24 protein-coding genes are annotated in these 20581 nt (G+C 71.2%); 14 read left to right on the forward strand and 10 right to left on the reverse strand.

What is annotated here, in order from left to right; all coding sequences use genetic code 11:
* Positions 1-27: 27 nt before the first annotated feature.
* Positions 28-165: a hypothetical protein gene (locus E6W39_RS39145; RefSeq protein ID WP_181799161.1), complete on the forward strand. Its 138-nt coding sequence runs from the start codon at positions 28-30 to the stop codon at positions 163-165.
* Positions 166-180: 15 nt separating this feature from the next.
* Here the strand turns inward: E6W39_RS39145 and E6W39_RS08660 are convergent, their stop codons facing one another.
* Together E6W39_RS08660 and E6W39_RS08665 are read right to left on the reverse strand one after the other, a co-directional pair.
* Positions 181-702, reverse strand: a complete 522-nt coding sequence (locus E6W39_RS08660; RefSeq protein ID WP_141633029.1) for a DinB family protein — start codon at positions 700-702, stop codon at positions 181-183.
* Positions 703-1059: 357 nt separating this feature from the next.
* Positions 1060-1728: a TetR/AcrR family transcriptional regulator gene (locus E6W39_RS08665; RefSeq protein ID WP_141633030.1), complete on the reverse strand. Its 669-nt coding sequence runs from the start codon at positions 1726-1728 to the stop codon at positions 1060-1062.
* A 336-nt stretch (positions 1729-2064) separates the two neighbouring features.
* Here E6W39_RS08665 and E6W39_RS08670 point away from each other — a divergent pair, with 336 nt between their 5' ends.
* The 6 genes from E6W39_RS08670 (at position 2065) to E6W39_RS08695 (ending at position 7286) form a co-directional block, all read left to right on the forward strand.
* Positions 2065-2619, forward strand: coding sequence for a RidA family protein (locus E6W39_RS08670; RefSeq protein WP_141633031.1), 555 nt, complete (start codon positions 2065-2067; stop codon positions 2617-2619).
* Positions 2616-3281, forward strand: coding sequence for a class I SAM-dependent methyltransferase (locus E6W39_RS08675; protein ID WP_141633032.1), 666 nt, complete (start codon positions 2616-2618; stop codon positions 3279-3281). The genes E6W39_RS08670 and E6W39_RS08675 overlap by 4 nt, the downstream gene beginning before the upstream one ends.
* 193 nt (positions 3282-3474) lie before the next feature.
* Positions 3475-4224: a FadR/GntR family transcriptional regulator gene (locus tag E6W39_RS08680; RefSeq protein WP_141633033.1), complete on the forward strand. Its 750-nt coding sequence runs from the start codon at positions 3475-3477 to the stop codon at positions 4222-4224.
* Positions 4225-4378: 154 nt separating this feature from the next.
* The gene (locus E6W39_RS08685) at positions 4379-5164 is read left to right on the forward strand and encodes a (Fe-S)-binding protein (protein WP_141633034.1); all 786 of its coding nucleotides are present in this window, start codon (positions 4379-4381) and stop codon (positions 5162-5164) included.
* Positions 5161-6642: a lactate utilization protein B gene (locus E6W39_RS08690; RefSeq protein ID WP_141633035.1), complete on the forward strand. Its 1482-nt coding sequence runs from the start codon at positions 5161-5163 to the stop codon at positions 6640-6642. The genes E6W39_RS08685 and E6W39_RS08690 overlap by 4 nt, the downstream gene beginning before the upstream one ends.
* Complete coding sequence (locus E6W39_RS08695) at positions 6639-7286, forward strand: LutC/YkgG family protein (protein ID WP_141633036.1); 648 nt, start codon at positions 6639-6641, stop codon at positions 7284-7286. The genes E6W39_RS08690 and E6W39_RS08695 overlap by 4 nt, the downstream gene beginning before the upstream one ends.
* 14 nt (positions 7287-7300) lie before the next feature.
* Here the strand turns inward: E6W39_RS08695 and E6W39_RS08700 are convergent, their stop codons facing one another.
* Positions 7301-7771 carry a MarR family winged helix-turn-helix transcriptional regulator gene (locus E6W39_RS08700; protein ID WP_141633037.1) on the reverse strand — a complete coding sequence of 157 codons (471 nt, stop codon included), beginning with the start codon at positions 7769-7771 and terminating at the stop codon, positions 7301-7303.
* 392 nt (positions 7772-8163) lie between these two features.
* Between E6W39_RS08700 and E6W39_RS08705 the strand changes: the two genes are divergently transcribed.
* The gene (locus E6W39_RS08705; protein ID WP_141633038.1) at positions 8164-9048 is read left to right on the forward strand and encodes an NAD(P)-dependent oxidoreductase; all 885 of its coding nucleotides are present in this window, start codon (positions 8164-8166) and stop codon (positions 9046-9048) included.
* 25 nt (positions 9049-9073) lie between these two features.
* Here E6W39_RS08705 and E6W39_RS08710 read toward each other — a convergent pair whose 3' ends face one another.
* Together E6W39_RS08710 and E6W39_RS08715 are read right to left on the reverse strand one after the other, a co-directional pair.
* Entirely contained in the window at positions 9074-9328 is a 255-nt protein-coding gene (locus E6W39_RS08710) for a phospholipase domain-containing protein (protein WP_228718033.1), read from the reverse strand.
* 148 nt (positions 9329-9476) lie between these two features.
* Entirely contained in the window at positions 9477-9899 is a 423-nt protein-coding gene (locus tag E6W39_RS08715; RefSeq protein WP_141633040.1) for an ArsI/CadI family heavy metal resistance metalloenzyme, read from the reverse strand.
* A gap of 151 nt (positions 9900-10050) precedes the next feature.
* Here E6W39_RS08715 and E6W39_RS08720 point away from each other — a divergent pair, with 151 nt between their 5' ends.
* The 3 genes from E6W39_RS08720 to E6W39_RS08730 are packed head-to-tail and all read left to right on the forward strand — an operon-like array spanning position 10051 to position 11601.
* Positions 10051-10419, forward strand: coding sequence for an ArsR/SmtB family transcription factor (locus tag E6W39_RS08720; RefSeq protein ID WP_407658601.1), 369 nt, complete (start codon positions 10051-10053; stop codon positions 10417-10419).
* Positions 10416-11147 carry an aquaporin gene (locus E6W39_RS08725; protein WP_141633042.1) on the forward strand — a complete coding sequence of 244 codons (732 nt, stop codon included), beginning with the start codon at positions 10416-10418 and terminating at the stop codon, positions 11145-11147. Before E6W39_RS08720 ends, E6W39_RS08725 begins: the two co-directional genes overlap by 4 nt.
* 34 nt (positions 11148-11181) lie before the next feature.
* Complete coding sequence (locus tag E6W39_RS08730; protein ID WP_141633043.1) at positions 11182-11601, forward strand: arsenate reductase ArsC; 420 nt, start codon at positions 11182-11184, stop codon at positions 11599-11601.
* A gap of 116 nt (positions 11602-11717) precedes the next feature.
* Here the strand turns inward: E6W39_RS08730 and E6W39_RS08735 are convergent, their stop codons facing one another.
* Entirely contained in the window at positions 11718-12431 is a 714-nt protein-coding gene (locus tag E6W39_RS08735) for a hypothetical protein (protein ID WP_141633044.1), read from the reverse strand.
* A gap of 614 nt (positions 12432-13045) precedes the next feature.
* Between E6W39_RS08735 and E6W39_RS08740 the strand changes: the two genes are divergently transcribed.
* The 3 genes from E6W39_RS08740 (at position 13046) to E6W39_RS08750 (ending at position 16123) form a co-directional block, all read left to right on the forward strand.
* Positions 13046-13639 (forward strand): O-methyltransferase, encoded by a 594-nt coding sequence (locus E6W39_RS08740; RefSeq protein WP_228718034.1) that lies wholly within the window; start codon positions 13046-13048, stop codon positions 13637-13639.
* 52 nt (positions 13640-13691) lie between these two features.
* Positions 13692-14510 carry a class I SAM-dependent methyltransferase gene (locus E6W39_RS08745; RefSeq protein WP_228718035.1) on the forward strand — a complete coding sequence of 273 codons (819 nt, stop codon included), beginning with the start codon at positions 13692-13694 and terminating at the stop codon, positions 14508-14510.
* A gap of 203 nt (positions 14511-14713) precedes the next feature.
* Complete coding sequence (locus tag E6W39_RS08750; protein ID WP_141633046.1) at positions 14714-16123, forward strand: amino acid permease; 1410 nt, start codon at positions 14714-14716, stop codon at positions 16121-16123.
* A gap of 105 nt (positions 16124-16228) precedes the next feature.
* Here the strand turns inward: E6W39_RS08750 and E6W39_RS08755 are convergent, their stop codons facing one another.
* The 4 genes from E6W39_RS08755 to E6W39_RS08770 form a co-directional block, all read right to left on the reverse strand.
* On the reverse strand, positions 16229-17311 hold the full coding sequence (locus E6W39_RS08755) for a S66 family peptidase (protein ID WP_141637618.1): 1083 nt from the start codon (positions 17309-17311) through the stop codon (positions 16229-16231).
* A gap of 119 nt (positions 17312-17430) precedes the next feature.
* A complete protein-coding gene (locus E6W39_RS39150) occupies positions 17431-17910 on the reverse strand; it encodes a hypothetical protein (RefSeq protein WP_181799162.1) in 480 nt (159 codons plus the stop codon).
* A gap of 146 nt (positions 17911-18056) precedes the next feature.
* Complete coding sequence (locus tag E6W39_RS08765) at positions 18057-19622, reverse strand: MFS transporter (protein ID WP_141633048.1); 1566 nt, start codon at positions 19620-19622, stop codon at positions 18057-18059.
* Between the two features lie 281 nt (positions 19623-19903).
* Positions 19904-20563: a TetR/AcrR family transcriptional regulator gene (locus E6W39_RS08770; protein WP_141637619.1), complete on the reverse strand. Its 660-nt coding sequence runs from the start codon at positions 20561-20563 to the stop codon at positions 19904-19906.
* Positions 20564-20581 lie beyond the last annotated feature (18 nt).

Genomic DNA, 20581 nt, shown 5'->3' on the forward strand with positions numbered 1-20581 from the left:
GGGCGGCGGTCCGCTGGATTGCGCCTCATGACCAGCTCGATGATCGGCTCAACGGCCAGCACCCGGCAGCCGGGCAGCTCGGCGCAGTCGGGCAGCACCCCGCAGCCGGGCGGCGCAGCGCGGGCGGACAGCACCCCGCAGCCACCGCAGTACCGCTACGAGTAACTCGTCCCGCGACTTTCAGCCGTCGCCCTCTGCCTTGGCCATCAGCTCCCATGAGTGGGCACCGTCGATCGACTGGCGGATCACGTCGGCATGACCGGCGTGCCGGGCAGTCTCCTCGATCAGGTGCAGCAGCACCCAGCGCGCCGACCACTGGGCGGCTTGCGCGTTGGCGCACGGCACATCCAGCGAGGGCAGCGCCGCCACCACCTCCTCCGTCTCGGCAGCGGCCTTCTCCCAGTTCGCCAGCAGAGCGTCGACGGTGTCGCCCTCGGCCCGCTGGAACTCGGCCCCCGGGTCCGTGATCGGCCACAGACCGGGCAGCTCCTGCCCGGCCAGCGCGGCGAGCACCCAGCGCCGCTCGGTGACGGCGGCGTGCTTGAGCAGCCCGGCGAGCGACAGCTCGCTGGCGCTCGGCACCGACCAGGCCTGCTTCTCGGTCAACCCGAACACAGCGAACCGCAGCGCCGCACGCTGGTGCTGGAGGAACCCGAGCAGCGCGGACCGCTCATCCGGGGCGGGTGGGGCAAACCGGGACATCGGCCCTCCTGGGTTCAAGGCATCCGGCGGATCGTCAGCTTTGCTTCCCCAGCCTCCCACGGTGGACTGACAACTCCCCGGCTATTCACCTCGCGTGGGTGTTGCGCCGATCAGCAGCAGCACGACTTACGGCGCACGCCGACTCTTCGCCGGCGTGGGTGCTGCGGGTTGCGGCCCCTGGCAGGGGCGACCCAGGGGGTGCGCAGGGGTGGGGCTGGGCGGCAGGGGGTGGGCGGGGCGACGCGGGGTGGCCGGGGCAGCACGGGGCGGCCGGGGCAGCACGGGGTGGCGGGCTGCGCTCGGGCCGCAAGGGCCGGCCCGTGGGGATCCGTGCGCCCGGATCGGCGGCTGATGGGCTCAGGGGGCCGGTAGCGGCGCCTGCAGCAGGGCGGTTGCCATGCTTGCCAGATCGGCGAGGAAGAACGCCTCGTCGGTGAGCGGTTGTTCGCCATCGGTGTACTGGCGCGCCCGGTCGGCGAGGGCGGTGCGGATCAGCGTGAGCGCCAGCTCGAGCCGCTGACGGCGGACCGGCTCGGGCAGGCCCGCCACGCCCGGGGGCACGGCCAGCCGCTCGGTGATGTGGTCGACGAAGCGCTGCTGGCCGAGGCTCGCCGGGAGCACGGCCGACGACCCGCCGGAGGGCTCGCCAGGGGACCCGCCCGAGGGGCCGCCCTGGTGCCCGAGTTGGGCGGAGATCCGCAGTGCGTGGCGACCGTCGGCGGTGCGCAGCTCGGTGGCCTCGGCGTCGATCAGGGCGCGGAGCAGCTCGGGCAGGGCGAGGCCGGCCAGCTCGGGCAGCCGCTGTGCCAGGACGCGTTCGGTGCGTTCCTGGCGGGCTTTCATGATCTCGTCCAGCAGGCCGGCCCGGGAACCGAAGTGGTACTGCACGGCCGACGGGTTGGCCTGCCCGGCCAACCGCACGATGTCCCGGGTCTGGGCGCCGTCCACGCCTTGGGTGGCGAAGAGCTGCTCGGCGGCGTGGAGCAGCTTCTCGCGGGTGTCGCTTCGTCCGGTGGTTCGTGCCATGGCGAGGATGGTAATGCTGGGCATTATTACTGTCGAGGAGGCGCGGGCAGCCTGGCCAGGAAGTGGTCGGCGCGGCGCTCGTAGCGACGGTCGAGGCGGCGGAAGGGTGCCGAGCCAGGCAATGGTCCGCTCGATCACCCCACGGTGGCGGCCGACGCGCTGACTGGCGTCCACTCCCGTCGCCCAGCTGGCGACCACCTCCACCGGCGTTAATGCTGGGCATTATTAGCCCCGAAGATGAGCAGACCTGCCCCCGCTCCCCTAGCGTGTGATCTTGCGTTGATCGCTAGTCATGACCGACTGGCGCCACGGGCATTACTGAACAGGGGATCATCTATGTCCGACAGCTTCCAGACTCCCAATGCGCCTGGGACGCCCGTCGCACCGAGCGGGCACCTGGTGGCCCCCGCCGGGCTCGCCCCCGGGAACGGCTACAGCCACGTGTCCTGGGGCACCGGTCGCGTCGTCGCGGTCTCCGGCCAGCTCGCGCTGGACGAAAGCGGCGCCCTGGTCGGCCCCGGCGACCCGGATGCCCAGGCCGGTCAGGTCTTCGAGAACATCCGCCGGGCCCTCGCGGCCGCCGGTGCCGAGTTCACCGACGTGATCAAGCTGAACTTCTACATCACCGATACCGCCTACCTCCCCGCGCTCCGCGCCGCCCGCGACGCCGTGATCGACACCGCCAACCCGCCGGCCAGCAGCGCCGTGGTGGTGGCCGGGCTGATCCGACCGGAGTTCCTGGTCGAGGTCGACGCACTGGCCGTCCTCCCCCTGCCCGCCCCGGAAGCGGCAACAGCCCCCGAAGCGCCGGCGACAGCCGTTGCCGCAGCGAACACCCCGGCCACGGCAACCACCCAGGCCACCGCTGCCACGCCGGGAGCCGTGGGGTGACCGAGCCCGACTTCCTGCGCAACACCCGCGCCTCCTACGACGCCATCGCTGCCGACTACACCGAGCGCTTCCGCTACCAGCCGGACATCAAGCCGCTGGACCGAGCGATGCTCGCCGCCTTCGCCGAGCTCGTCCGGGACGGCGGTCACGGCCCGGTGGCCGACCTGGGCTGCGGCCCGGGCCGACTGACCCCGCTGCTGCGCGAGCTGGGCCTGGAGGACCCCTTCGGGCTCGACCTCTCACCCCAGATGATCGAGATCGCCCGCAAGAACCACCCCGACCTCCGCTTCGAGGTGGGTTCGATCACCGCGCTGGACCTCCCGGACAACAGCGTCGGCGGCATCCTCTCCTGGTACTCGATCATCCACCTGCCGCCGGACCAACTCCCCCGGGCGCTGGCTGAGTTCCACCGTGTCCTGGCCCCCGGCGGCGCGCTGCTGGTGGCATTCCAGGTCGGCGACCAGCTGCACCGCCGCGACGAGCTGCTGGGTCATCAGGTCTTGCTGGAGTTCCACCGCCGTACCCCGGAAACCGTGATCGCCGCACTCGCCGCCGCCGGCCTCCCGGTCCACACTCACCTGGTCCGCGGCCCTGTCACCGATGGCGTGGAGTCCGTGCCGCAGGCCTTCCTCCTCGCCCGCAAGCCGTCCACGCCCGCGTGACCGGGCCCGCCCGCCTGACCGCGTCGACCACGCGCGCCAGGCGGGCGGCCCGGGCAGGCGGGCCCGGGCCGCACCCCGCTGGTGCTTGGTCCGGCCAAGACCACATTGGTGTGACCTATGATCGGACCACCGGGAAGGCCGCTCACCTGCGGTTCCCCAGGTGGGTGTGAGTGGAGCGGAGCGGAAGGGCCTCATGGCGGAGCCGACTGGGTGGGAACCGGTACCCCGCTCGCGCACCTTCGAGCTGGTCCTGGACCGGATCGAGGAGCAGATCCTGGCCGGGAAGCTGCGGGTCGGCGACCGGTTGCCGCCGGAACGTGAGCTGGTGGAGTTGCTCGGAGTCAGCCGGGCGGCGATCCGCGAGGCGCTGCGCGTGCTGGAGGCGCAGGGCGTGGTGCGGGCCAAGGTCGGCACCGGGCGCGACTCCGGCAGCGTGATCACGGCCCTGCCGAGCGCGGGTCTGACCCAGTTGCTGCGGTTTCACATCGCGCTGGCCAACTTCCCGCTGCCCGACGTGGTCGACACCCGGGCCGCCCTGGAGCGGGCCAGTGCCCGGTCCGCCGCCGGCCAGGCCAGTGAGCAACAGCTTTCCCGGCTACGCGAGTTGCTCGCGCTGATGGACGACCCGGCGCTGTCCCGCGAGGAGTTCAGCGAGCACGACGTCGCCTTCCACGTGACCATCGCCGAGGCGGGCGGCAACCGGCTGATGGCGGATCTGACCGTGGCGGTGCGCAATGCCGTCCGGCATCCGCTGCTCGCGGCCTTCCGACGCCTCGACGACTGGCCCGCGGTGGCCGCCGACCTGCGCGTCGAGCACCACGCGATCTACCAGGCCATCGCCGCCGGTGACGCACAGGCGGCGGGCGATCTGGTCGAGTCGCACATCCACCGCTTCTACCACGAGGTCGCACTGCCGGCGCTGCCGGCCGACACCGAGTCCTAGCGGCGACCGCGCCCCGCACTGCCCCTTGGCCACCTCTCGGGTATATGGTCTGACCAAAGAATGGCCGACCCGACCTACTACTGATCCCGACGTACTGATCAACCACGAACTGACCGACGACGTACTGATCAACCGAGACCGCACGAGGACCCCCATGCGTGTCGCACTCTTCCTCACCTGCGTCAATGACGCCCTCTATCCCGACACCGGCCGCGCCGTCGTCACCCTGTTGGAGCGGCTCGGCGTGGACGTCGACTTCCCCACCGGGCAGACCTGCTGCGGCCAGCCGCAGTACAACACCGGCTACCGGCGCGAGACGGAGCCGCTGGTGCACCGGATGGCGAAGGTGTTCGCGGGCTACGACTACGTGGTCACCCCGTCCGGGTCGTGCGCCGCAATGGTGCGCGACAACTACCCGCGGATCGGCGCCAAGGCCCGCGCCGAGGGGCGTGGCACCGCGCTCGGCAAGGCTGCCGACGCGCTGGTCCCGCGGGTGGTCGAGCTCACCGAGTTCCTGGTCGACGTGCTCGAAGTCACCGACGTGGGCGCCTACTTCCCGCACACCGTCACATACCACCCGTCCTGCCACGGGCTGCGGATGCTCGGCCTCGGTGACCGTCCGGTGCGACTGCTGCGCGCGGTGCGCGGGCTCACGCTCATCGAACTGCCCGGCGCCGAGGAGTGCTGCGGCTTCGGTGGCACCTTCTCGGTGAAGAACCCGGCCGTCTCCACCGCCATGGGCACCGACAAGGTCCGCAACGCCGCGTCGACCGGCGCCGAGGTGCTCTGCGGCGCCGACAACTCCTGCCTGATGCACCTGGGCGGGCTGCTGCACCGGCAGGACCAGCCGCTGCGCCCGCTGCACATCGCCGAGATCCTGGCGGCCACCGAGCAGGACGCCACCGCCACCGAGCCGACCGAAACGGTGATTCCCGCATGAGCCGCACGTTCCTCGGCATGCCGCCGTTCCCCGAGGCGGCCGCCGTCTCCACCCAGAACGCCCAGCTGCGCGCCAACCTCACCCACGCCACCCACACCATCCGCGACAAGCGCGCCCGCGCGGTGACCGAACTCGACGACTGGGCCCAACTGCGCCAGGCCGGACAGGAGATCAAGGACCACACGCTGCGCCACCTCGACCATTACCTGCTCCAGGCCGAGAAGGCGGTCACCGCGGCGGGTGGCACGGTGCACTGGGCCGCCGACGCGGCCGAGGCCAACCGGATCGTCGCCGACCTGGTCCGAGCCACCGGCGAGAGCGAGGTCGTCAAGGTCAAGTCGATGGCCACGCAGGAGATCGGGCTCAACGAGGCGTTGGCGGCCGAGGGCATCACGGCCTATGAGACCGACCTCGCCGAGCTGATCGTCCAGCTCGGCGACGACCTGCCGTCGCACATCCTGGTTCCGGCGATCCACCGCAACCGCAGCGAGATCCGCGACATCTTCCGTGACGCGATGGGACGTTGGGGCCGTCCCGCGCCCGACGGACTGACCGACAGCCCGGCCGAGCTCGCCGAGGCGGCCCGGCTGCACCTGCGGGAGAAGTTCCTGCGCGCCAAGGTGGCCGTGTCGGGTGCCAACTTCATCGTGGCGGAGACCGGCACCCTGGTCGTGCTCGAGTCCGAAGGCAACGGCCGGATGTGCCTGACCCTGCCGGAGACCCTGATCTCGGTGGTCGGCATCGAGAAACTGGTGCCCAGCTGGCGGGACTTGGAGGTGTTCCTCCAGCTGCTGCCCCGCTCCTCCACCGCCGAGCGGATGAACCCGTACACCACGCTGTGGACCGGCACCACGGCTGGTGACGGCCCGTCAAACTTCCATCTGGTGCTGCTCGACAACGGACGGACCGACACCCTGGCCGACGAGGTGGGCCGCCAGGCGCTGCGCTGCATCCGCTGCTCGGCCTGCCTCAACGTCTGCCCGGTGTACGAGCGGGCCGGCGGGCACGCCTACGGCTCCCCTTATCCGGGGCCGATCGGCGCCATCCTCACCCCGCAACTGCGCGGCCTGCAGAGCGAGGTGGACGCCTCGCTGCCGTACGCCTCATCGCTGTGCGGCGCTTGCTACGAGGTCTGCCCGGTGGCCATCGACATCCCGGAGGTGCTGGTCCAGTTGCGCGAGCGGGTGGCCGACCAGGCGCCGGGGCACCGGTTGGAGCGGGCTGCGATGAAGTCGGCCGGCTGGCTCCTGGATCACCCGGCCGCGTACTCCGCCGCCCTGCGAACCGCCAGCCGGGCGCGCGGCCTGCTACCTCGCCGCCTGCCACTGCCCGGCCCGGCCAAGGCCTGGAGCGACAGCCGCGACCTGCCCACCCTGCCCGAACACCCGTTCCGCGACTGGTGGAACAGCCGGCCGAACGGCGAGGACGGGCCGAAGCACGACGACGGCAAGACCGGAAAGGACAGCGCAGCCCGATGACCACTTCCCGTGACCGCGTCCTCGCCAAGGTGCGCGCAGCGCTGGCCGATGTGCCGCCCGGAGCCCCGGACGCCGACCCGCCGGTGACCCGCGCATACCGCACCGCCCACACCGAGGCGACCGGCCCCGCGCTGCTCGCCCTGCTCGCGGAGAACCTGGCCGACTACCGCGCCATGGTGCACCGGACGACGGAGGATCAACTCCCGTCACTGCTGGCCGAGATCCTGCGCACGCATGGCTCCCGCACGCTCGCGGTGCCGACCGATCTGCCGTCAAAGTGGCTGGCAGCCGCCCACGAGGTGACGCGGCTGCCCGACAGCCCCACCGTTACCGCCGACCAACTGAACGGCGTGGACAGCACGTTGACCGGTTGCGCCCTGGCGATCGCCGAGACGGGCACCATCGTGCTGGATGCCGGGCCGGCGCAGGGTCGGCGCCTGCTCACCCTGGTTCCGGACCACCACATCTGCGTGATCCGCGCCGACCAGGTGGTCGCCTCACTGCCCCAGGCCCTGCCCCGCCTGGACCCGACCCGTCCGCAGACCTGGATCTCGGGACCGTCGGCGACCAGTGACATCGAACTGGAGCGGGTGGAGGGCGTGCACGGGCCGCGTTGCCTGGAGGTCGTGGTGGTTTCCGGGTAGCCGCGGCCCCAAGGTCACTTCCGGGCAACCGCCGTGGCGTTCGGACTGCTCACCACTCGGGCCAGGTCGGTGAGTTCAGGGTCCTTGGCGGCTTCCTGCAGGGCTTCGCAGAGAGCGCTGTCGTGGGTCGGGCGGGCGGCCTCCAGGAGTTCGAGGCCGGCCGGGGTCACGTCGGTGTAGATGCCGCGCCGGTCGGTGTCGCACAGGTAGCGGGTGAGCAGCGCGCGGTCCTCCAGGCGGGAGACCAGCCGGGTGGTCGCGCTCTGGCTGAGCACCACGGCGTCGGCCACCTGGGCCATCCGCAGGTGGCCGCCGACGCCGCCGTGCTGCCGGCTGAGCACGGCCAGCAGCGAGTACTCGCGCACGCTGAGGTCATGTCCGGCCTGCAGGGCCTGCTCCAACCGGGACTCGATCCGGTCGTGCAGCCGGGAGAGCGCGAACCATCCCTGAGGGAGGGAGGTCAGCGCTGGATCGGTGGCAGTCATCCCACTGGCTCCTCACATGTCGGTTCGGCCGGGAGTCGTCCATATTCCCAATGTCCCGACTCCCTATTCCCGATGTATTCCCGATGTCCAGAATACGCCAGCAGGAGATAACACGCTCTTGCAGGTATAAGGCCTGCACAACTACCGTGTGCCTCCCCGACCAACGGCCGAGCCCTGCCTAGGATCAGCAGGAGACCGGCGCGGATCGGCATGAGATCGGCACGAGATCATCAGGAGATCGGCAGGAGATCGGCAGGAGATCGACTGCGGATCGAACGAACGATCGCCCGTCCAGCGCGGATCGAGCGCAGGTCGGCAGCCGATCAGCCATGGATCGGCATGAGGTCGACAGCAGTCGGAGCACAGGTCCACCACCGAGCAGGGAGCCAACCATGCACGTCGGATTCATCGGACTGGGCGCGATGGGGCGCGCGATGGCAGGGCGGCTGGTCGCCGCCGGCCATCAGGTGACCGTCTGGAACCGCTCGCCGGAGCCGGTGGCCGAGCTCGTCAAGCAGGGCGCCCGGCCCGCCGACGGGATCGCCGAGGTGCTGCGCAGCGACGTGGTCGTCTCGATGCTCGCCAATGACGCGGCGGTGGAGTCGCTGCTCCTGGACGAGGACGCGTTGGCGGCAGCCACCACCGACCTGCACGTCAACATGGCCACCATCTCCCCCGCGTTGGCCAAGCGGGCTGCCGAACTGCACGGCAAGCACGGCATCGGCTATGTCGCGGCGCCGGTGCTGGGCCGCCCGGAGGCGGCGGCCGGCGGTAACCTCAACATCCTCGCGGCGGGCTCGGATGCGCTGCTCGACCGGGCGGCCCCGCTGTTCGACGCGATGGGCCGCCACACCTACCGGCTGGGCGAGCAGCCGCAGTTGGCCAATGTCGCCAAGGTGAGCGCCAACTTCATGCTGTTCTCGGCGGTGGAGGCGTTCGCGGAGGCCGCCACGCTGGCCGAGGCCAGCGGTCTGGCCCCGGCCGACCTGCTGGAGGTGCTCACCGGCAGCATCTTCCCGGGACCGATCTATTCGGGCTACGGTTCGATGATCGTGGCCGGCCGCTACGAACCGGCCGCGTTCAAGCTGGCATTGGCCCTCAAGGACGTCAACCTGGCCCTGGACACGGCCGCCGACGCCAAGGTCCCACTCCCGCTGGGCAGTCTGCTGCGCGATGCCCTGCTGGAGAGCATCGCGCACGGCGATGGCGAGCGGGACGGGGCGGCGATCGCCGAAACCGCCCGCCGCCACGCCAATCTGACGGAACGTCGGAGCTGACCCTCCGAAGCGTCAGAGCTGACCCTCACCGCTCCGGCTGCACCCGCCCGGCGAACCGGCGCTCGAAGCCGTCCCCGGTGTTCGCGGTGACCGTGTAGTCGTAGCGGCCGGCGGCAGTCGGGGCGAGCAGTTGCTCCGCGCTGCCGCCGGGCGCCACGGTCACTACCTGTGGCACCGAACCAACCGCGCCGAAGGCCGAGTTGGCGCCGATGGTGAACTCCACCGCCCGTCCGCCCTGGCTGCTCAAGGTGATCCGCACCCCGGTCGGCGACTCCACCACGGAGACCTCCGGGCGCCCCTTCGATGCGTCGCTCCAGGTGCGGACATCGCCCTTGTAGCCGCGCAGGAAGCCGTCCGGGCCGTGCGCGTCGATGTCGTACGGGCCACCGCTGTCAGCCGTACCGGGTGCCGCCCTGCCGTGGTGGTCGTCAGCCGTTGGCGCAGCAGCCCTGCGGTGCGGCGTCGGCGCTCTTGCCGAGGGTGTCGGCGTCGGCCTTGACGACGTAGACCTCCCAGGGCTCCTTGCCCGGGCCGGTCACCCAGGTCTTGTCCTGGAGCGCGTAGCAGCATGAGGTGTCGTTCTCCTCGAGCGCCACGAGCCCGGCCCGGCGGAGGCGCTCAGTGGCAGCGGTGACCTGCTCGGTGCTCTCGACCTCGACGCCGAGGTGGTCCAGGCGGGTGTCCTGGCCGGGCTCGCCCTCGATGAGGACGAGCTTGAGCGGCGGCTCGGCGATGGCGAAGTTCGCGTAGCCGGGGCGGCGCTTGGCGGGCTCGGCGCCGAAGAGCTTGGCGTAGAAGGCGATCGAGCCTTCGAGGTCGGCGACGCGCAGAGCGAGTTGAACACGGGACATGGTGGCCCTCCCGGAACCGCTTGATTTGATGGATGTCGATACAGGCGAGGTTGCCACTTGATTTGATGAGTGTCAACATAGATGCATGTCGAAATCAGAGCTGGTGGTACTCGGCCAGGACGAGGGCGAGGCGGTGCCGTGCTGCTCACCGCTGGTCCGCGAGCCGCTGGGCGAGGCGGACGCCGGCGAGCTGGCGCGGATGTTCAAGGCGCTCTCGGACCCGGTGCGGCTGCGGCTGCTGTCGCTGATCGCCTCGCACGAGGGCGGCGAGGCGTGCGTCTGCGACCTGACCGGCCCGTTCGACGTGTCCCAGCCGACCATCTCCCACCACCTGAAGGTGCTGCGCGAGGCCGGGCTGGTCGGCTCCGAGCGGCGCGGGACCTGGGTCTACTACTGGGTGCTGCCTGCCGCGCTGGCGTCGCTCTCCGCACTGCTCCAGGCGCCGGGCGGGCAGGCGCCGGGCGGGCAGGCGCCGGGCGGGCAGGCGCCGGATGGGCAGGCTCCGGTGGCCGCGCGGTGAAGGGGGCGATAGGGCTCAGCCGGAAGGCCCTGGGCGAATTCCTCGGGACGGGCGCGCTGGTCGCCGTCGTGGTCGGCTCCGGCATCCAGGCCACCGAGCTCTCCTCGGACGTCGGGGTGCAGCTGCTGGCCAACTCCCTGGCCACGGTGTTCGGTCTCGGGGTACTGATCACGCTGCTCGGCCCGGTCTGCGGCGCGCACTTCAACCCGGTGGTGACGCTGGCCGCCTGGTGGGCCGGCCGCCGGGGTGCCGAGGGGCCGACCCTGCGCGAGGTCGCGGCCTACGTCCCCGCGCAGATCGCCGGGGCGACCGGCGGGGCGGTGCTGGCGAACGCGATGTTCGCCCGCCCGCTGGTGCGCTGGTCCACCCACGAGCGCTGGGCGCCGCATCTTTGGTTGGGCGAGGTCGTGGCGACCGCCGGGCTGATCCTGCTGGTCTTCGGCCTCACGCGGGCCGGTCGCGCGCACCTCGCGCCGGCGGCGGTCGCGTCCTACATCGGCGCCGCGTACTGGTTCACGTCCAGCACCTCGTTCGCCAACCCGGCGGTGACCATCGGCCGCGCGGTGACGGATACGTTCGCCGGGATCGCGCCCGGGTCCGTGCTGCCGTTCATCGGCGCGCAGCTCGTGGGGCTGGTGGTGGGCATGGGCCTGGTGGGGCGCTGTTCGGGCGGCCCGCTCCCGCTGGGGACGTCGTACCGCAGGGCGAGCCCCACCCCGTCGCCGTAGACCGCTGAACGCCCTACCAAGGAAGAGACCCCTCGTGAGCTCCCCCTCCATCCCGTCCGTCCTGTTCGTCTGCGTGCACAACGCCGGCCGCTCCCAGATGGCGGCCGCCTTCCTCACCCACCTCGCCGCGGGACGGGTCGAGGTCCGCTCGGCCGGCTCCGCCCCGGCCGCCACCGTCAACCCCGCCGTGGTCGAGGCCCTGGCGGAGGTCGGGATCGACATCTCCGCCGAGGTGCCGAAGGTGCTCACCGTCGAGGCCGTCCAGGCGTCGGATGTGGTGATCACCATGGGCTGCGGCGACGCCTGCCCGTACTTCCCCGGAAAGCGGTACCTGGACTGGCAGTTGGAGGACCCGGCGGGCCAGGGCGTGGACGCGGTGCGCCCGATCCGCGACCGGATCGAGCAGTTGGTGCGCGGGCTGCTCCGCGAGCTCGGGGTCGAGCCGGCGGCATAAGGGCCAACTCCCCCTTGCCGACCAGAATGCCGACAGCCTCCGGCCCGCAATGGACCGGAGGCTGTCAGGGATCAGCAAGTCAGCAAGTCAGCAAGTCATGTGCTGACCGCCAACGGTTACTTCCAGTAGACGCCCTTGTCCAGGGTGTACGGGTCGCCCCAGTACATGGCCCCGTCGACCTTCACCGACGCCGTGGGCGCGAGCGCGAGGATGCAGCCCTGGACCGACTTGCCCTTGGTGAAGCCGCTCGGCAGCGCGTTGTCGTTGCACTTGGGGAAGTCACTGAAGATCGACACCCCCTGCGCCTCGGAGCCGTCCGGCAGCAGACCCTTGATCTCGGACACGTTGGTGAACGAGAGGTCGGAGTTGCCGACGTTGGTGACGGAGAAGCGGACGTAGTACGGCACCATGCCCTTGACCTTGTCGCCCAGGTTGAGCGGGGCCAGGTCGGACGGGACGCCGGCGTCGATCGAGGTCACGGTCAGCGCGATGGTGCCCTTGGTGCTGCCGTAGCTGAACGGGATGGTGGCCGGCTGGCCGATCTTGAAGGTCTGCCCCGCCGTGGCCGCCGGGCCGGCCGTCGCACCGCCGCCACCGCCGGCCGGCGAGCTGGCGTCACCACTCGGTGCGCCCGGGATGGTCACCTTGGACGGCATGCTCGTCGGCATGCCAGTCGGCTTCGACGCAGCCGGGCTGGACGCCGCCGCCGAGCTCGGGGCCGTAGTGGTACCCGAGCCGGAGCCGTCGTCGTTGCACGCGGTCAGAGTCAGCGCAGCAACAGCCGCGAGCCCGGTCAGGGCAACGGCGGTCTTGCGTGAGCCGGTCGTCATGTACTGCTCCCCCATGAGTAGGATCGCCGATTCGCGGTCCTGTATGGGAAAATTAAATACCCATGAGGAACAGGGGTCGCCAGGGGGTCCTGAGCCCTGTGACATGGCTGTGACAGCGCTGTGACGGGGGTCAGCGGCATCCGCGGGGCTCACTGAGCAGCCCGCCCGCGCCGACCACTGCCAACGCGCAGGCGGCTCACCACCCTCGCAGGGCGCTGCACCTACCGCGCAGGGCCCGCCGGCCACTTGGGTGACACATGCGCGCCGATGCCCACCGCCCGGAGGGCGCTGGCCATGAAGCCGGCCGTGGTCTGCTGCTGATCGAAACGCTCGCCGACGAACGAGGCGTTGAGCCCCGCGTCGCCATCGGCAAGCGCGCATGGGTCAAGTGCGCCCCTACCAACGCGGGTTCACACCACCTGAACCCGCTCCATCCGGTGACGACCCGCCCGCGAGATCACCACCGGCCCCGTCCGCCATACGCACTGAGTCGTGCTCATTCCGGTGTAGCTGCGACGATTACGTACAGCTTGGTTCCGCGAGCGGGAGTACGGGCGACCTTCATGCGGGAAGGATCAGAGGCGATCCGACAGTCCGACCCCCGTGAGGTCCCGTTGTCCGTTCAAGGCACCGCCGCCCACCGCGCCCTCGCCGATCTGCCGCCGCTGGTGCGCCGGGCGCTCGACGCCGCTGAGGGCGCGGGGTTCGCGTACTCGTGCCGGCCCGAACAGGGGCGCCTGCTGCAGGTGTTGGCGCAGGGCGCGGTCGGGCTGATCGGGGAGACGGGGACGGGGTGCGGGGTGGGGCTGGCGTGGCTGGCCAGTGGGGCTGGGGACGGGGTACGGCTGGTGAGCGTGGAGCGGGACGAGGCCAGGGCGGCTGTGGCTGCCGAGGTGTTCGCCGACCGGCCGAACGTGACGGTGGTGTGCGGCGACTGGACCGAGCTGTACCGGCACGGGCCGTTTGATCTGCTGGTGCTGGACGGCGGCGGGCAGGGCAAGGGGGATGCGCCGGCCGACCCCACTCGCCTGCTCACCCCGGGCGGCACGGTGGTGGTGGACGACTTCACGCCCTCCCCCGGCTGGCCCCCGCTGCACGAGGGCCGGCCGGACACCGCCCGGCTGCACTGGCTGGAGCACCCCGCACTGCGGGCCACCGAGCTCCAACTCGCCGCCGACCTGAGCTCCGTGGTCGGCCGACTGCGCTGAAACCGTCACCCCTCCATCCGGCGCGGCGTTGTCAGGGTGGAGGTGTGACACGGTGGCAGACGAAACGGCGATGCGGCCGGCGGTGCGGGAGACGTACGGGCCGGACGATCTGAGCAGAGCGCCCATCTTCGCCGGTGGGTTCATCAACTTCGGCTATTGGCAGGCCATTGACCTGAGCGGCCCACTCGGCGAGGCGGAGCGGGTGCGCAGCCAGGAGGACCTTTACCGGCATGTGCTGGACGCGGCCGGGTTGGGGAACGATCCGGCGGTGCTGGAGGTGGGCTGCGGGCTCGGCATGGGGTGCGCGCTGACCCTGCGGGAGTACGGCCCTGCCGCCGTCACCGGCCTGGACGTTCACCCGGAGCAGCTGCGGCGGGCCCGCGGCGCGCAGGCCGATCTGCTGCGCGACGAACCGGGACGACTGCGGTTCGTCCAGGGGGCCGCGGAGCGGATGCCGCTGCCGAATGGTGGGTTCGACGCCGTCATCAGCGTGGAGGCCGCTCAGCACTTCCCGGATCTCGACGCCTTCGCCGTAGAGGCGGCGCGGGTGCTGCGGCCGGGCGGTCGAGTGGCCGTGGCCAGCTTCTTCACGGTGGACGACGCACCCGGCCGGCCGGAGGAGATGGCGAAGCTGCTGGAGACGTACGCCAACGGCCTGGACATCGCCCGGCCGGTGACGGCGCTCACGGATGCGTTCAGAGCAGCGGGGCTCACCGGGGCGCGCGTCGAGTCGATCGGGCCGCACGTGTGGCAGGGCTGGGACCGCTGGCTCAGCCAGTGGTGGGCTCCGGGCACCTGGCCGCGGAACTTCCTGCGGGCCTACGAAGAGCGGATCCTCGACTACTACGTGGTCACGGCGGCCCGACCGTGATCCTCCGCGAACCCGATACCCGGACCCGATACCCGAACCCGCCGGACGAGTGCCGGTCAGCGACCCGGTTCACCGCAAGTCTTATGGCCGCTGACCAGGCACGACGGACAAAAACGGGTGATTTTGCGGGAGGTGTCCGCTAAAGCGACGATTGCCGCCGGCTCCACCGAGCCGAGCAGTAGCAGGAAAGGCGCACCACCCTCATGCAGACCAGCCCGGTCCTTCCCCGTCAGGCAGCCAGCCCCACCCCGGCCGCCGTCGACCATCCAGGACCCGAGCAGGCCGAGAAGCACAAGGGTGGCCGCTTCGGCCTGCCGACCGCCACCGCGCTGGTGATGGGCAACATCATCGGCGGCGGCATCTTCATGCTGCCCGCCGCGGTCGCCCCGTACGGGACGGTCAGCCTGCTCGCGTTCGCCGTGCTGACCGTGGGCGCGATCGCGCTCGCGCTGGTCTTCGGCAAGCTGGCCCGGCGCAATCCGCGCACCGGCGGTCCGTACGTCTACGCACGCGAGGCGTTCGGCGACTTCGCCGGTTTCCTGTCCGCATGGTCGTACTGGATCACCACCTGGGTCAGCAACGCCGCGCTCGCCGTGGCGGCGGTCGGCTATCTCGACGTGCTGCTGCCGATCCAGCACTCCAAGCTGCTCACCATCGGCGCCGCGCTGCTGCTGCAGTGGCTGCCCGCGCTGGCGAACCTGGCCGGCACCCGGTACGTGGGTGCGGTCCAGATCGTCTCCACCGTGCTGAAGTTCATCCCGCTGGCGCTGGTCGCGGTCGGCGGGCTGTTCTTCTTCAACCCGGCCAAGATGGGGCCGTTCGACGCCTCGGGCAGCGGCTGGGTGGGCGGCATGACGGCGGCCGCCGCGATCCTGCTCTTCAGCTACCTGGGTGTCGAGTCGGCCGCGATGAGCGCGGGCCAGGTCCGCGACCCGGAGCGCAACGTCGGACGGGCCAGCGTGCTGGGCACCACCGGTGCGGCGCTGGTCTACCTGCTCGGCACCCTGGCGGTCTTCGGGACGGTCGCGCACAGCCGGCTGCTCCACTCCAGCGCGCCGTTCTCGGATGCGGTGAACGTGATGTTCGGCGGCTCCTGGGGTGGCAGCGTGATCGCGGTGGCCGCGCTGGTGTCGATGACCGGCGCGCTCAACGGCTGGACGCTGCTGGCCGCTCAGGCACCGTACGCCGCCGCGCGGGACGGGCTGTTCCCGGCCGTGTTCGCCGTCGAGAAGCGCGGGGTGCCGGTCTACGGCGTGCTGATCAGTGTCGGTCTGGCCTCGCTGCTGACCGTCCTCAACTTCGCCTCGGGTGCCCAGAGCGCCTTCGAGATCCTGGTGCTGGTGACCTCGTTCACGGCCACCGTGCCCTATCTGCTCTCCACCGCCGCGCAGTTGTACTGGCTGGTGCGCGGCGAGCAGGGCAAGGTGGCGCCGGGCCGCCTGCTGCGGGACGCGGCGCTGGGTCTGGGCGCGTTCGCCTTCTCGATCTGGCTGCTGGCCGGCGCCGGCTACGCGGCGGTCTACCAGGGCGTGTTGTTCCTGTTCGCCGGGATCCTGGTCTACGTCTGGATGGCGGGGCGGCGCGACCAGCGGGGCACCGAGCGAGCGGTCTGACCGAGCAAGACCGAACAGGCGGCCCCCGACCGGATCACCGGCCGGGGGCCGCCTGTTTCAGTACCAAGCCGCTTCAGTACCAAGCCGTTTCAGCACCGCACCGTTTCAGTACCACACGGTGATGCGCCGCTCCGGTCCGTCCACCCGGATCCTCCCACCCACCGGCAGCACCAACTGCGGGTCGGTGTGGCCGAAGTCCACGTCGAAGACGGCCATCGTCTCCGGGGCGTACTCGGCCAACGCCCGCAGTACGGCCTCGCGTTGGGCGGTGCGGAAGGCGAGCTTCCCGGCAGGCGGGTTGCGCTGCTGGAAGCTCCAGGACTTGGCGCGGGCCATCAGCAACGCCGGGAACCGGCGCAGCAGGCCGCGCTCGCCGAAGTTGCGCAGGATGCGGTAGACGGTGTCGGCGCTGGGCAGTTCCTCGGTGGTCTCCAACAGGAGGACGCTACCGGCGTATTCGTGTGCGGGGCGGACTTCGCGGTCGGCCATGGCCATCCAGGAGAGGATCTCCAGACTGCCGCCCCAGCCGGGGCCCTCCACCACGCGGTCCGGCTGGTGCCAGATCCAGCCGGTGCCGGGCTCCATCAGCGGCTCCTCGGCGAGGAGTTCGGGCTGCTCCCAGGGGGACTCCTGGTCGCCGACCTCAGCGGCAGGGTGCAACTCGTAGCAGCCCGAGCCGAAGAGCGCGGCGCGCAGCGAGGCATCGGTGTCGGGGTGTACCCGGCCGCCGCGCCCCAACTGCACCATCACCGTTCCGCCGTGGTAGCCGACCACGCCCAGGTTGCGCAGGAACACCAGCAGGTTGGTGTTGTCGCTGTAGCCGAAGAAGGGCTTGGGGTTGGCCTGGATCAACTCGCCGTCCAGGTGCGGCAGTACGGTGATCTGGTCCTCGCCGCCGATGGTGGCGATCACCGCCTTGATGCTCGGGTCGGCGAAGGCGGCGTTGATGTCGGCGGCGCGGTCCTGCGGGGAGGCGCCCAGCACGCGGGTGGTCGGGTACTCCACCGGTTCCAGGCCGTAGTCCTCGCGCAGGCGGCGCAGTCCGAGCTCGTAGGGGTGCGGGAAGACGGCGGGCAGGCCGGCCGAGGGTGAGAGCACGGCGACCCGGTCGCCGGGGCGCGGCTTCGGCGGGTGGGCGGCCACACCGGCCACACCGGCCACATCGGGCACGGCAGCCAGCTGCTCCATCTCGGTGACGCGGCGCAGGTCCTTGGTGCGCCCGATGGCGCTGCGCATCGCGTTGAGGTCGGCCTTGCGCAGGTAGCGGATCAGGGTGCCGTCCGCACCGGGCGTGGTGAGCGCACGCGTCACGAAGTCCGCCACGTCGAGCTCGCCCCAGGGGAGCTTGGGCGTGCACAGGTCGCCGGAGGCCTGCGGGGTGCGGAAGTCGAGCTTGCGGAGGTGGAACGCCTCGGGGTGCAGGGCAGTTCGTTGCCGTCCTCGTCGAGGAGCACGGCGCCGACGGCTGCGAAGGCCGCCGCCATCGCGTCCGCCCGGGACGGGTCGCCGTCCCAGAGCAGGTCGAGGTCGCCGGTGAGTTCCCGGGAGCCGTGCAGGATGCCGGCCACCTGGCCGATGGCCACCACCGGGGCGCCCTGCCGGTCGAGTTCGGCGAGCAGCGGGACCGGGTCGAAGCCGATCGCGCCGTCGGTGCCGACGGTGCCGTGCTCGTCGTCGGCGTCGTCATGGCTCAGCCCGGTGGCTTCCCGGTCCGCGACCAGCTCGGCCGTGCGGGCCACGGCCCGGCGCAGGCGGTCGATCGGGGCGACGGTGGGGCTGACGGCCATGCGGCTCCTCCTCGTTGCGGATCAGCCGAGTCGATCACGTGGGTCATCGGGCTGTCCAACGCGTTTCCCGAGGAAGCGAAACGGCGCCGCCCCCTCCCCGGGTCCGGGGAGGGGGCGGCGCCGTCAGGTGAGTTGCCAGCCGTGCGTCAGTGCGCCATCACGGGCACGTCGGCGACCTCGCCGTCACCGCTGCCGGCGGCGACGATGTTCGCCTTGCCACCGCCGTTCAGCAGCGCGGTGGCGATCGCCGCGGCCACCAGCAGGAAGCCGAACGACCACCAGATGGCGTGCGAGAAGCCGGCCACGGCCGCCTGGGCGTGCCCGGCCATGATCTCGTGCATCTTCTGCATCATCTCCGGCGACGGCGGGGTGGCCGGGTGACCGGCGGGAACCTGCGGGATCGGCGGAACGTGGTGCGAGCTGATGTACGCGTTGGTCGCGCTGGTCGCCACGGTGCTCAGCGCCGCGGTGCCGATCGCGCCGCCGACCTGCTGCGAGGTGTTGACCATCGCGGAGGCGACACCGGCGTCGGTCGGGCGCACCCGGAAGGTGGCCAGGCTCATCGCCGGCATGAACGCGGTACCCATGCCGAGGCCCATCAGGACCAGGCCGGGCAGGATCTGCCAGTACGAGGTGTCGACCTTGATCTGGGTCAGGATCAGCATGCCCATCGCGGCGACCACGAAGCCGGGGCCCATCAGCCAGCGGGCCGGGACCCGGTTCATCAGGCGGGCACCGATCTGGGTGGAGCCGGTGATCATGCCGGCGACCATCGGCAGGAACGCGAAGCCGGTGGTGACCGGGGTGTACTGCAGGATGTTCTGCATGTAGTAGGTCAGGAACAGGAACAGACCGAACATGCCGATCACGGCCAGCCCGAGCGCCAGGTAGGAGCCGCCGCGGTTGCGGTCGAGCACCACGCGCAGCGGCAGCAGCGGGGCCTTGACGGTCCGCTCGACGATCACGAAGGCGATCAGCAGCACGGCGGCGGCGATGAACAGGCCGATGGTGAGGCTGGCGCCCCAGCCCTTCTCGGAGGCCTCGGTGAAGCCGTAGACCAGCGAGACCAGGCCGGCCGAGACCAGCACCACGCCGGGGATGTCCAGCCGGTTGCGGTTGAGGCCGCCGGCGGGCTCGCGGATCACGAAGAGCGCGCCGAGCACCGCGATGATCGCGAACGGGACGTTGATGTAGAAGGTCCAGCGCCAGTTCAGGTACTGGGTGAGCACACCGCCGAGCATCAGGCCGAGCGCACCGCCACCACCGGCGATCGCGCCGTAGATGCCGAAGGCCTTGGCGCGCTCCTTGGCCTCGGTGAAGGTCACGGTGAGCAGCGACAGGGCGGCCGGTGCGAGCAGTGCGCCGAAGACGCCCTGCAGCGCGCGGGCGCCGACCAGCATCGCGAAGCTCTGCGAGGCGCCACCGATCGCCGAGGCGCCGGCGAAGCCGATCAGGCCGGTTATGAAGGTGCGACGACGGCCCCACATGTCGGAGATGCGGCCACCGAAGAGCAGCAGGCCACCGAAGGCGAGCGCGTAGGCGGTGATGACCCAGGACCGGTTGGTGTCCGAGAAGTGCAGGGCCTTCTGCGCCGTGGGCAGGGCGATGTTCACGATGGTGGCGTCGAGAACCACCATCAGCTGAGCGAGACCGAGGAAGCCCAGGGTCTTCCAGCGGTTGGGGTCGGCCTGTGGCACGACGTTGTCTGACATGGGAGTACTCACCTAACGGCAGGAATCGGTGCTTGTGCGGTCGGAGGCGGCTGGCCGCTTCCGTTGTGCGGTGGGACGCGGACAGGCCGCTCCCCCTGCGCGGTCGAAAGGCGGCTGGGCCGCTTCCGGAAGTCTCGGAGCCGGGGACGGTTCGGCTCCCCGGTGACGCTACTCAGAGGTACTGACAATCGACGGGGTCGATCAGTGACATCGGACAGTGAGGTCGATCAAGCGAGGTGGATCAAGCACGGGATCACGTGGGGCTGACCAGGTGCGGTCGATCAGTTGGGTCGCCGCAGATCGTCCAGGGTGATCGCGCGGCCGGGCAGGACCGAGGGCGCGGGCGCCCGCAGTCCGTCGAGGAACAGCTGCAGGTGGCGGTGGATCAGCATGCCCTGGTCGATCTTGAGGCAGGCGCCCCCGGGCATCGGCCGGGAGAGCCGGCCCAGCGCGACGAACAGGTCGCCGGGGGCGACGTCGGCGCGCAGGCTGCCGGCCTCCCGGGCGCGGACCATCAGCTGGTCCACCACCCGCTCGGTCGCCGCCTTGAGCGCGAAGTACTCGTCCTCGTCCTGCGGCTCGACCCGCTCGGTGAGCATGGTGCACAGCGCACCGATGTGCTCGTCGGCGCTGCCGTGCACGAACTCGCAGAGCGCCTGGAACGGGTCGCCCTCGCTGGTCAGCGCCGCGCGGGCCCGGTCCAGGACGCGCTCCATCACGGAGAGCGCGACCTGGTGGATCAGCGCGGGACGGTCCGGGAAGTTGCGGTAGAGGGTGGCGTTGCCGACGCCGGCCCGCCGGGCGATCTCGTCCAGCGGCACGTCGGCGCCCTCGTCGGCGAACAGCTCCCGGGCGGCCGCGAGGATGCGCTCCCGGTTCCGGACCGCGTCGGCCCGCAGTCGGGGTGCCGCCGCACAGGCGGGAGTCGGAACTTCCAGCATGTCCATGGCAGCACTCCT

This window comes from Kitasatospora acidiphila (assembly GCF_006636205.1).
Lineage (GTDB): Bacteria > Actinomycetota > Actinomycetes > Streptomycetales > Streptomycetaceae > Kitasatospora > Kitasatospora acidiphila.